This is a genomic window from Streptomyces sp. AM25, from assembly GCF_058146165.1.
Genome location: NZ_JBKIWN010000076.1, coordinates 1 through 10,832 on the forward strand (window position 1 = coordinate 1; position 10,832 = coordinate 10,832).

7 protein-coding genes, 1 tRNA gene and 2 pseudogenes are annotated in these 10,832 nt (G+C 65.6%); 6 read left to right on the forward strand and 4 right to left on the reverse strand.

All coding sequences use genetic code 11. The annotated features are described in order from the left end of the window. The first annotated feature begins 30 nt into the window (after positions 1-30). From ACLHRZ_RS36055 to ACLHRZ_RS36070, 4 genes and pseudogenes are all read left to right on the forward strand, one after another. The gene (locus ACLHRZ_RS36055; protein WP_490422836.1) at positions 31-165 is read left to right on the forward strand and encodes a transposase; all 135 of its coding nucleotides are present in this window, start codon (positions 31-33) and stop codon (positions 163-165) included. Further along, positions 131-1,120 carry an IS110 family transposase gene (locus tag ACLHRZ_RS36060; RefSeq protein WP_490422831.1) on the forward strand — a complete coding sequence of 330 codons (990 nt, stop codon included), beginning with the start codon at positions 131-133 and terminating at the stop codon, positions 1,118-1,120. Before ACLHRZ_RS36055 ends, ACLHRZ_RS36060 begins: the two co-directional genes overlap by 35 nt. A 582-nt stretch (positions 1,121-1,702) precedes the next feature. Next, positions 1,703-2,167, forward strand: a complete 465-nt coding sequence (locus ACLHRZ_RS36065) for a peptidoglycan recognition protein family protein (RefSeq protein ID WP_490422837.1) — start codon at positions 1,703-1,705, stop codon at positions 2,165-2,167. A 284-nt stretch (positions 2,168-2,451) separates the two neighbouring features. Continuing rightward, positions 2,452-3,257, forward strand: a pseudogene (locus ACLHRZ_RS36070) (transposase family protein). Positions 3,258-3,877: 620 nt separating this feature from the next. Here ACLHRZ_RS36070 and ACLHRZ_RS36075 read toward each other — a convergent pair. The 4 genes from ACLHRZ_RS36075 to ACLHRZ_RS36090 form a co-directional block, all read right to left on the reverse strand. Further along, positions 3,878-4,591, reverse strand: a complete 714-nt coding sequence (locus ACLHRZ_RS36075; RefSeq protein WP_490422832.1) for a hypothetical protein — start codon at positions 4,589-4,591, stop codon at positions 3,878-3,880. Between the two features lie 94 nt (positions 4,592-4,685). Beyond that, positions 4,686-5,654, reverse strand: coding sequence for an aldo/keto reductase (locus ACLHRZ_RS36080; protein WP_490422833.1), 969 nt, complete (start codon positions 5,652-5,654; stop codon positions 4,686-4,688). Positions 5,655-5,738: 84 nt separating this feature from the next. After that, positions 5,739-6,089, reverse strand: a complete 351-nt coding sequence (locus tag ACLHRZ_RS36085; protein ID WP_490422834.1) for a deaminase — start codon at positions 6,087-6,089, stop codon at positions 5,739-5,741. A 319-nt stretch (positions 6,090-6,408) separates the two neighbouring features. Further along, a tRNA-Leu gene (locus tag ACLHRZ_RS36090) sits at positions 6,409-6,491 on the reverse strand. 2,779 nt (positions 6,492-9,270) lie between these two features. Between ACLHRZ_RS36090 and ACLHRZ_RS36095 the strand changes: the two genes are divergently transcribed. Further along, the gene (locus ACLHRZ_RS36095) at positions 9,271-9,444 is read left to right on the forward strand and encodes a transposase (protein WP_490422835.1); all 174 of its coding nucleotides are present in this window, start codon (positions 9,271-9,273) and stop codon (positions 9,442-9,444) included. An 84-nt stretch (positions 9,445-9,528) separates the two neighbouring features. Continuing rightward, positions 9,529-10,755, forward strand: a pseudogene (locus ACLHRZ_RS36100) (IS256 family transposase). The last annotated feature ends 77 nt before the right edge of the window (positions 10,756-10,832 follow it).

Below are 10,832 nucleotides of genomic sequence, written 5' to 3' on the forward strand. Positions count from 1 at the left end.
CGGCTGCACCAACCGGCGGGACACGATCATGTGCCGGAACGGTACGGTCCGTGGGACCGGGTGTATGACCTGTTCCGACGCTGGCAGCGGGACGGCACCTGGAAGCGGATCTTCGAAGAGCTCCAGACCGATGCCGACGCGAAGGGCCTCGGGGGCCAAGAGTGACAAGGGTGACGCGCACGCGCTGGCGGACATGGTCCGCATCGACGGCGACCAGCTGCGGCCGGTTGCCGGCGACAGCGACCAGGCCCAGGCGGTCAAGGTCGTCGCCCGTGCCCACCAGAGCCTGATCCGGGAGCGCACCCGCGCCTTCCAGCGGCTGCGCAGCACGCTGTGCGAGTACTTCCCCGGCGCGCTGAGTGCCTACGCGTCCTTGGAGTTGACCAGCACCGATGCGCTGGAACTGCTGGTCAAGGCCCCGACGCCGGAGCAGGCGGCGAAGCTGACGAAGCCGCAGATCGCCGCGGTGCTGGCCCGGCACCGTCGGCGCAACCGGGACCAGCGGGCCGCCGCGATCCAGGCCGGCCTGCGTGAGCCGCAGCTCGGCGTCGCCGCCCCGGTCGCCGCCGCCTACGGTGCGGCGGCGACCGCGCACGCCCACTTGCTGATCGTGCTGAACGAGCAGATAGCCGCACTGGAAGAGCAGGTGAGCGCGCATTTTCGCGCGCACCCGGACGCTGAGATCTACCTGTCGGTGCCCGGCATCGGCGAGATCACCGGCGCCCGGGTGCTGGCCGAGTTCGGGGACGACCCCACCCGCTACACCTCCGCCAAGGCCCGCAAGAACTACGCCGGCACCAGCCCGATCACCCGCGCCTCCGGCAGGACGCACGCCGTCCAGGCCCGCTATGCGCGCAACGACCGTCTTGCTGACGCCCTTCACAAGCAGGCGTTCTCCGCCCTCAACACCTCGCCAGGCGCCCGCCGCTACTACGACAAACAGCGCGCCCGCGACGCGGGCCGGGCTACAACCCCGCCCTGCGCCAGCTCGGCAACCGACTCGTCGGCATCCTCCACGGATGCCTCAAGACCCGCACCCTCTACGACGAGGCCACCGCGTGGTCACACCACGCAACCCTCGTCACAGCTGCTTGACATCCCTACGCCATGGGATGTCTGACCTGTGGTGTTGTGCCGACGCCAGCCAGGCGGACACCGACGTCATCACCCTCCCGGGACAGGATGAAAGAGGTCCCTACCGCTCTACCCGCCTGACCGGCGGCTATTTCGGCCGAATGGGGTTTATTCAGGCATTTGCTCCTTGGACGTTCTTGCTGCCCTGCGCAGAGCTTCAAGCAAGCGCCTGAATATCCGGCAGGACGTCTTTTCTTTCGATTGAGAGTATTTGGATGGCGTGGCCCCCCGTTCCGGAGCGGCGAATAATTTTCCTCCATTTTCAGGAGGGCGTGCGCCATAGTCAGCGGTGTCGACTATCCCGCATGCAGGGAGCGTTGACCTGTCAACCTCCGGGGGAGGTGGCTGGTCGGCCTTTCGGAGGAGGTTTTCCGCATCAGTCAGGAGATCGCTAATGCATCGCATTTCCCTGTCCAGGCGGGGCGTTTTTTCCCTCATGGGGAGTCTCGCCTTGTGTTCAACTGCGGCGCTGTTAAATGTTCGAGATGATCGCAAGGGGCTTGATGGACGTCAGGTCATTCCCGGGAAAAGGGCCCTGCCTCCTGGGTGGATGCCTGGCGCCAGTCTGATGCCGATCAAAGTAAACTTTGCTCCGAGTCGGACTGCTCAGAGGGGGCTGATAATCCATGTGCAGCAGGGCGAGGGTTCACTATACGAGCGATTCTCATCTCCTGACGCGAAAGTCTCGGCTCACTTTTGGGTATCACAGGCAGGTGAGATCGAACAGTATGTCTCCGTCCATGACCGGGCGTGGGCGCAAGGTGATGGAAATTCTGAATGGGTGTCAGTGGAGACGTCAGGGTTTGCTCACAGACCTCTCACGTCAGCACAGGTTGACGCCGTTGCCCGGATATATGTATGGGGTGCTCGCGAGCATGGCTGGCCCCTGAGGCTGGCAAACAGTCCACGCGAAAGAGGAATGGGCACGCACGTCATGGGCGGCGCGCGCTGGGGAGATCACGACTGTCCTGGTCCGCTTCGTTCAGCTCAGAGGTGGGATGTCTTGAAACGGGTGCAAGAGAGCCTGTTTTGAACACACTTCTATCCATGTTCAGGGTGTCAGTGTATCGGGGCCAGCAAAGTCACGCATGCTTTTCAGTGGGTGTTGTAGGACTTGATAAGACGTGTGCCGATTTCCAGCCGCTGGTACGGCGGCCAGATGCTACTGGTTGGCCAGCATGATGTTAAGGGAAAATCTCGCAGCGTTATCGAAGCCCCCCGAATGCAATACTGAACGTCTTTCATCCTGCCTCTTGAGGGGTGAAAGGGCTGGTCAGGATGGGTGTGGGTGACAGGGCAGGGCCCCTGGTCGTTGGCGTGGTGACATCACTCATCACACCGGTGTCCGAGGGGCCCTGTTGGTTCCGTATTCTTCCATGCTCGACGTCCCGTACGAGGTCGTTGAGCATGTCTCGTGGCTGATCCATGCCCGTCGGCGTGAGCCGAAGTCGCCGTGGCGGAGGCTGGGTTGCTTCAAGCAGGCCCTGCTGGTACTGGCCCACCTGCGGAAGAACGAGACATTCGCCCAGCTCGGAGCGGGCTTCGGCGTGTCTCGGACAACGGCTTGGCGGTACGTCGACGAGACACTCGAGATCCTCGCGGCCTGGGCCCCGGGCCTGCGCGAGGCTCTGGTGGGTCTGGGTGAGGGCGACTTCGTCATCGTTGACGGGACGCTGATTCCCACTGACCGGATCGCCGCGGACGAGCCGTACTACTCGCAAAAGCACAAGCGGCACGGGATGAACGTGCAGGTCATCGCCCGTCCGGATGGCACACCGCTGTGGTTCTCCCGTGCCCTGCCGGGCCGCCCCCACGACCTGACCGCGGCCCGCGCGCACGGCATCGTCCAGGCCTGCCTCACCAGGGAAATCCTGGTCCTGGCCGACCGCGCCCACCAGGGTGCCGGCGCCACCGTCCGCACCCCCTACTACGGACACCGCGAACTACCCGAGCACTACAAGAGGTTCAACCGAGTCCATGCCCGTCTCCGGGCCCTGGGCGAACGCGCCTTCGCCCAGCTGAAGACCTGGCACATCCTCCGCCGGGCCCGATGCTCAACCAACCGCATCAGCCGCATCGTCCAAGCCATCCACACCCTCCTGACCTGCAGCTATTCAGGATGAAAGACGCTCACTGACTCTCCGTTAAATTGACACGCCCTCAGGGTTGATCCAGAGGAGGTTCCATGTTTTTTGGGTTGGGTAGCCGCTGGCCTGGGAGCCCCGCCATCCTTGGTCAAGCTGAAACAGTGTGCATGCGGTGCGCAGACGATCGTCCCAAAGGCGTGCGTATTTGAGGTCTGGGTCGTGCATGAGGGCGTCGCGTTGATCCTCGGCGTAACCATGGGTAATCAGGCGCAGGCGTAAGAGGAGGACCCATTGGTTGGAGTGGCCCGGTCCGAAGAGTTCTTCGCCAGGGAACTCCGGCAGCGGCTGGTAGGGGGCGGCGGACTCGTGGCCGTTGGGCTGCTGGTGCTTGCGGTGGAGGTGGGCTGGTTGTGGTCGGCGAAGAGGGGGATCCGGCGGGTGCCGGAATTTTGAGCGGGCATGGGCTGGGCCGGTGCGAGAAGGGCGGGCTGGGCGGACGGTGAATGCGCGAAGGCGGCAGTGTAGAGATGTGATGACGTTGCTGGCGCCTCGTAGCAGGCTGGCGGGGAGGCGGTCCAGCAGGTGGGGAGCGAGGCTTGAGACACGGGTAAAGGGCATGTGGGGGGTGTCCTTTGCGATGTGGGTGGGGAGGTGGGTTACAGGAGAGGGTCGGCGGTTTTACGCAGGTGGTTCCGATAGCGGTACCAATGCATTTCTATGCTTTTGGGTGTGGCGCCTAGTTCTGCTGCTATGGCGGTGAGGGGGTAGCCGTACATGATGCCGAGCAGGATGAGGCGGGTGTGGGGGTCGGCCTGGTCGAGGATGGTGCCGATGGCGCAGCGGGTGACAGCGAGGTCGGCGGGGTGGCTGAGGGGGGTTTCGTCGGGTAGGTCTGCGGCGTAGTGCAGGGGGACGGTGATGAGGGTGCCGGAGTGTTGGTGTTCGCGGGTCCAGCGGCGGTGTTCTGACGGCAGGCAGAGCAGGCAGCGTCCGATGAAGTAGGTCTGTGCGCTGGTCCGCCGGCTGGGGTCCCATCCGGTGCCGTCGAGGGCGTGCCGGCGGAAGTGGCGTAAAGAGATGGCGATGGTGGTGTCGAGGAGTTCGGTCAGGGCGTCGTGGTCGGTGGTAGGCCCGGTGGCCAGGCGTATGTACCGGCCGGTCAGGCGGCGGACGCGGTGGGGCAGTGTGCCGTCGGCGGCCCAGCGGTGTAGGACGTGCATGCCGTAGCGTGCGAGGGCATCCTCTGCCTGGGCCCATTGCCTGGTGTCGTTGGTGCCGGTCTGTATGAGGCGGGCGATGGCGGCGTCCAGGCGGAGCCTGTCCGGTGCGCAGTGATACGGCGGCGTGTGGGGTGCGCGGGCGAAGTGCATGGCTTCATTCCTTGTGCGGTGGCCTCTGGGCAGGGGCACGGGCCAGGCTGTTGCCTGCGATGTTCTTACGCTGGGTGCCTGAGACGGTGGTGCCTCAGCGTGAAGACATCCTGCCGGTGGTCGGAGGCAACGGTTCGTCGGGCGGTGGGGGGCAGCAGGTGTCGAGGGCTTTGATCTCGTCGGGGGTGAACACGGTGTAGTCGGCGGCTTCCTGGTTGGTGGTCAGGTGTTCGGGGCGGGAGGTGGTGACGAGGGCGGAGGTGATGCGGGGGTCGCGCAGGGTCCAGCTGATGGCGAGTTGTTCCAGACGCTGGCCACGCGCAGTGGCGATGCGGCTGAGTGCGGGCACGACGGAGGCCCGCTCGGCCAGGGCAGGGGATGCGCCCACGAGCCGTCCGTGGGACAGGGGGGCGCAGGCAATGCAGCCGATGCCGTGGTCATCCAGGAGCTCCAGTAGGCCGTCTTCGATCCATCGGTCCAGGAGGGAATAGGAGGCCTGGTAGGCGACCGCAGGCGTGCCCAGTCCCTGCAGCAGGATGCTCGCCCGTCGTGCAGTGGAGGGCGCGAAGGAGGACAGGCCTGTGTAGAGAACCTTGCCCTGCTGTACAGCAGAGGCCAGGGCCGTCATGGTCTCCTCAAGGGGGGTGCTGCTGTCGTAGCGGTGGGCGTACAGGACATCGAGGTAGTCGAGTCCGGTGCGCTGGAGGATGCCGTCGAGGCTCGACAGCAGATGTTTGCGGGAGCCGAAACCAGACGGGCTGTGAGATGGCCAGCCGAGTCCGACACGCGCGGAGACGGTCGTCTCCTCGCGCCAGGGCGAGCGCCAGGACAGCCAGGTGGCGGCTGTGCGGCCTTTCTCGTTGCTGAGGTGGCTGGTTGCTGCGGTGATGTCGAAGTGAGTGATGCCCAGGTCCAGGGCCTGCCCGATCAGGGAGCTGGGCGTGGCAGCGGAAGAGGCGGGCCGGGCGCCGAGACTGAGACCTACAGGGGACAGGTGCAGGCCGTTGCGTCCGCTGCGGCGATGGGCGGCAGGAGGTTCAGCGAGGCCGGGTGCGGGAGACATGGAACTCCTTTTCGCGGATGAGGGTGGGAAGGCCTGTTCGGCCGGCGGGTTGATGCTGAGGCGTCTGGAGTGTGGCGGACCAGGTCAGACGAGGCGGAGGGTGGCAGGGCCGGTGGCGGTGGTGTAGTGGACCAGGGTGATGCCGCTGGCGATGAGAGCTTGCTGGCAGCGAGGGCAGGGTTGGGCTAGTTGTGGAGCCCCGGCGCGGTCGATGCGGGCGACGTAGATCACGGCGCCGTGAGGTGGGTGGGAGCGCCGCAGCAGTGCCTCCTCGGCGTGGAAGGTGGCGTGCCGGAAGTCCACGGTGGGGGAGTTGCGGCGGAGGTTGGTGGAATGGGCCAGAACCCGGTTGCCCTTGACCAGGACGGCACCGACGCGATAACGGCACCGAGACCGGGACGCCTGCTTGAGCGCGAGGTTCAGGTAACCGAGCATGGATGGGCCTTTACCGAGGAGGGCACATACAACTGCGGGAGGAGTCGCATTTCGCGCAATCGACGCGGGGAGGCTTAGCGAGCCTCTTTCATCCTGTCCCGGGAGGGTGATGACGTCGGCGTCCGCCCGGCCGGCGTCGACACGACGCCCAAGGCCAGAGACCTGACGAGCTGTCAGCATTCAGCCCGCTGACCTGTAGATTCGGAGGACGAAGGATGCTCAGCCACGTTGGTCTTTGGCCCCGCACCGCCAGCAGGCCACAGTCCTGCTGGCGCAGGCAGAGCCCGCCCGCGAATAAGCCTCGGAGGAGAGCGGGGTGTGAGCGAGGTGGGAGTCGAACCCACATGCCCTTGCGGGCGGCGGATTTTAAGTCCGCTGCGTTTGCCGTTTCGCCACTCGCTCAAGTCCCGCCCCGCTGGGTACGGGTGCTATCCGGAGGCTGGCCTCGCCGCCTGGGGGACGGTGTCGGGACCAACGATGTGTGAATCGCCTCATGCAACCGGCGTTCCGTAGGCTGCCGGCCATGGCCGTGACCGCCCTGCGAGCAGGAAACTGCACGGGGCTGGTGCAGGCGGCGGGGCGGCCGCGTACTGCAGACCGCCGCATCGCCGTGGGCAGCGCGCGTGCCGCCGTCCCGTGTGCCTCAGACCAACCGGCGAGATTTAGACGAGGGCGTCGCTGGTGCAAACTGACCGGATACCTCGAAGGTGGGACGGGCCCGGCTGAGAAGAAGAACCGCGCCTGGAACCTGGCTACCTGGCGGAACAGGTGCCTGCGTTGCCGCTGATACCAACGCCTGCTCGTGAGCCGGCGTACCAGTTGCCGGACACCGCGTGTGCATGCCCTGCACAGTACGCGAACGGACATGTTAATGCCCTGCCGCAGGTGTGTGACCACACGCGCCTCATATCCGCTGCATCGGTGGGTGCAACCGGCAGCCTGCCGGTTCGGCGCAGGGAGGCGGACCACTGTGCTGGGCAGCGTTCTCACCTGCCCGTAGTCGGCTGTCGTAACATTTGCAGCACACGAGACACGGCGGCCAGCACACAGAGCACACCGCCCGGCCAGGCGCCGCAGCCCCCATACAGCCACCGCAGTCATCTGCCGTAACCGGCCACCTGCTGCCGCCAACATCCCGAGAACCAGGCTGCGCAGGACATGCATGAACGGTGCACAATGGCCTGCTGGCACGCCAACACCTGATGGCAGAGCCCACGCTGCGTCCTCAGCGACGGATACCGGACCGAGATACTCTGGCACTGCGCTGGAGCGCCACCCCCCACGGCCAACGTCCCAGCCGGACACACGGGCAGCAGGGTAGTCCTCCAGGCCGCCACACGGCGCTACAGGGGAATCCACCGGCTGCCTCTCCCTAGCCGGAGCAGGGGAAAGGCGCACCACGCAGGACCCTCCCCCCTGGTCTGTGCAGCCGCACACGTCAGCATTGAGCGAACGCGGGTGCCCCCGGGAGGACATGAGGGGGCAGTGACGCAGGCCAGCCGCACTGTCACGCGGTCCAGTAGCTGTCGCATGCTCCTGACCGCTGTCACGGGGCAGCCGCGGTCTGCGGTAGCGCCGCCGACCGAGCCTGTGATACGTCTGCCGCACTCGGCTGCGATCCTCCCGGCGCACTGTGTGCCGCTGCAGACGGCCCTCACACGGCAACTGCTCCGGCGATACCACCAGCGGTTGCCTGTGTGGCAACCCCGCTTCCGGCACCCGCCCGTTGGCATGTGACCGCTGCAGCAGAACAAGTAGCTGGACGGACACCCAGCCAAAGGCCGGGGGAGGGGTAACAGGGGAGTGCCACTGCTCATCACGTGAAGTGTTCACCAGTGTTCTCCAGTCATCGTTGGGAGTCGTAAGGAAATAACTTGCAGGTTCTGACTCCCGACACCGCAGAAGGTTCGCAGTATGGGTCAGCAAATTGCTTCCTTGCGGCCTACTGTGATCACGCAAAGGTGGACGGAAACTGCTGTGCGCCAGGACGCAGACGCCGCCCGACAGGTGCGACGGCCTCGCAGCATGGCACAACCTGTGTAGGAGTGCTCACTTGGGTGAAGTCGCGCTCACGACCGTCGGTTTGTGAATGGCGCAAGGTCACGGGGATTCTCCTAGGCTCAATAATTTTTCTACCCAGCGAGCGAGCGCAGCGCGGGTTCCTCTTGCGTGTTGGTGAGCAGGGGGGCGAAGACTCAGCACTGGCCCATAGCTGGGACGCAGGACGACGGAACAAGAAGGATGGCCCCTGCCAAGAACCGAGCTAACTCTTCATCTGGCCAGTTTCGCTAACGTGCCACGGACGGGAGAAGGAGTGTGCGCTGCCTGTGCCCTCTCCCGCCCGTGGCGGATCGGGTTATGGCGTCTTAGGGCAGGCAGTCCCGCCGACATCCATAACTAAGCCTGCCTGTGCAGGAGGTTGGTGTGAAGGAGGACACAGGAGGCTTACAGCTGGGGCCCGGAGCATTCGCTCGCGTTGGCGTGAGGGAAAGGCGCCGAGGGTACGGGGGCCGCAGAGGCGGTCGCGAACGATACGGCGGGCGGTGCGGTGCCCGTGCTGGCGGGTGCGGAGTTCCCAAGGGGTGTGGCGTACACGGTGGCGCATGAAGGAGTGGCCAACGGAGAAGGTCCACCAGGCCGCAGCTGCTCTTTTGCCTGTACTGGGGCGGAGGAAGCGCCAGCCATCGGGGAGGCAACCGGAGTCATCGCATATGTCATGCCGCCACTACCGCGATACTGGCCAGGGTGAGCCGCGCTTTGGCCAGCCACTGTAGCTCGCAGAACCCTGTCCTTCCATGATGGGTCTGGCGTCTTAGGGCGTTTCATCGATTTCTCCAATCGAAGCTCTATTGATTACCTGGGCCAGCCGAAAAGCGACCCAAGGAACCTTCCCACGTGCAGGGGAGAATACTGCTTGGGGATTTCCGGGCATCGGCGCGATAGCCGGGTTGAACCCCAAATAAAGATTCTCAGCAGAAAGGTGCGGCCGCCCGGTGATCTTTCAGGTATTTGCCTGGAACGCTTCCCCGCCCCTTCGGCCCGGCAGCATCCGCCGCGCTTTCGGGAACTGCTCTGGCTGAGCCCCCGGCGACGGTCTCCAGCTGGCTGCGGACCGGCTGGCGGTGGGTTGGGTGGCTAGGGTCTGTTGTGAAAGTGGATCTTGATCGGTGGTGATCGCGGTGTGGCACGTGGTGATCTGACGGACCAGCAGTGGGCCAGGCTCGAGCGTCTTCTGCCGAGGGGGAAGAAGCCGGGACGGCCTGCGATATGGACGAGGCGGCAGTTGACAGGCGGGATACGGTGGCGGACCCGTGCCGGGACGCCGTGGCGGATGGTGTCCCGCCGTGTGGTGTAACAGCGATCTCCGGGTAGGCCCTGGTGATGGGGCGGCCATCGCGCAACTCTCCGAGTGGAGATGCTCGTTGAGAGAGGTGGCGCGATGGCCTTGTCCCAGCATGGCTTACTCCGGCTGGTGGAGTCACTGCGTACGGCGGACGGGATCGAGTTGGTCCGGGCCCTGGCCCAGCGGATCCTGTAGGAGCTCATCGAGGCCGAAGCCACCGCGCACATCGGCGCGGAGCACGGCGAGCACACCGGGACCCGCACGGCGATGCGCAACGGGCACCGCGAGAAGGTGCTGGCCACGCAGGCCGGGGACCTGGACCTGGCGGTCTCCAAGGTCCGCACCGGCAGCTTCTTCCCGTTGCTGCTGGAACGCCGGCGTCGCATCGGCCAGGCCCTCTGCGCAGTCATCATGGAAGCCTGCGTGCACGGCGTGTCCACCCGCAGCGTGGACGACCTGGTCAAGGCCCTGGGCGGTGACACCGGGATCTCCGAAAGCGAGGTTTCCAGGATCTGCGGCGCGCTGGACTCCGGGCTGAGCATCTTCCGCACCCGGCCCCTGGACCACATCCGCTTCCCCTGCATCTGCCTCGACGCGGCGTACTGCAAGGCGAGGGTGAATCACCAGATCGTCCCGCAGGCCGTGGTCGTCGCCACCGGCATCACCGGGGACGGAGGACGCGAGGTCCTCGGCGTGATGGCCGGCGACAGCGAGACCGGGATGTTCTGGAGCGGGTTCCTGCGTTCTCTGCGAGAACGCGGCCTGGGCGGGGTCCGTCTGGTCATCGCCGACCACCACTCCGGGCTGGTCAAGGCGGTCCGCAAAGTGATGCCCGGTGCCGCCTGCCAGCGGTGCCGCGTTCATTTCCTGCGGAACGTCTTTGCTGTGATCAGCAAGGACTCCGCGGAGATGGCCGCCGCGACGATCCGCACCGTCTTCGCCCAGCCCGCCGCGGAAGCCGTCCGTGCTCAGCTGGACACCGTCGCCGACATGCTCGGACGGCAGTTCCCCAAGGTCAAAGCCATGCTCCTGGAAGCCAGGGTGGACCTGACCGCCTTCGCGGACTTCCCGGACCGGCACTGGAAGAAGATCCAGTCCACGAACCCCCTGGAACGCGTCAGCCGCGAGATCAAGCGCCGCACCGACGTCGTCCAGATCTTCCCCAGCCCCGACGCCCTCGAACGCCCCACCACCGCCGTCCTCATCGAGATGCACGATGAATGGATCGCCTTCCCCCGCAGCTACCTCCCCAAGAGCGGCATGGACTCGATCCACCCCCAGGAAGATCAACCCGACGTCGTTACACCACCACAGGGGACATGACCCCGTGGCGGGATGTGCCGGATAGCGTCCCGCCAGTTGGTGCAGCCGATCAGGTTGAGGGCGTGTTCGTGGTGTCG

Bases quoted from the DNA above. Each gene is read 5' to 3' on its own strand.
- ACLHRZ_RS36060 (WP_490422831.1), top strand. From the start codon at position 131: ATGCCGACGCGAAGGGCCTCGGGGGCCAAGAGTGACAAGGGTGACGCG.
- ACLHRZ_RS36065 (WP_490422837.1), top strand. From the start codon at position 1,703: ATGCCGATCAAAGTAAACTTTGCTCCGAGTCGGACTGCTCAGAGGGGG.
- ACLHRZ_RS36075 (WP_490422832.1), bottom strand. From the start codon at position 4,591: ATGCACTTCGCCCGCGCACCCCACACGCCGCCGTATCACTGCGCACCG.
- ACLHRZ_RS36080 (WP_490422833.1), bottom strand. From the start codon at position 5,654: ATGTCTCCCGCACCCGGCCTCGCTGAACCTCCTGCCGCCCATCGCCGC.
- ACLHRZ_RS36085 (WP_490422834.1), bottom strand. From the start codon at position 6,089: ATGCTCGGTTACCTGAACCTCGCGCTCAAGCAGGCGTCCCGGTCTCGG.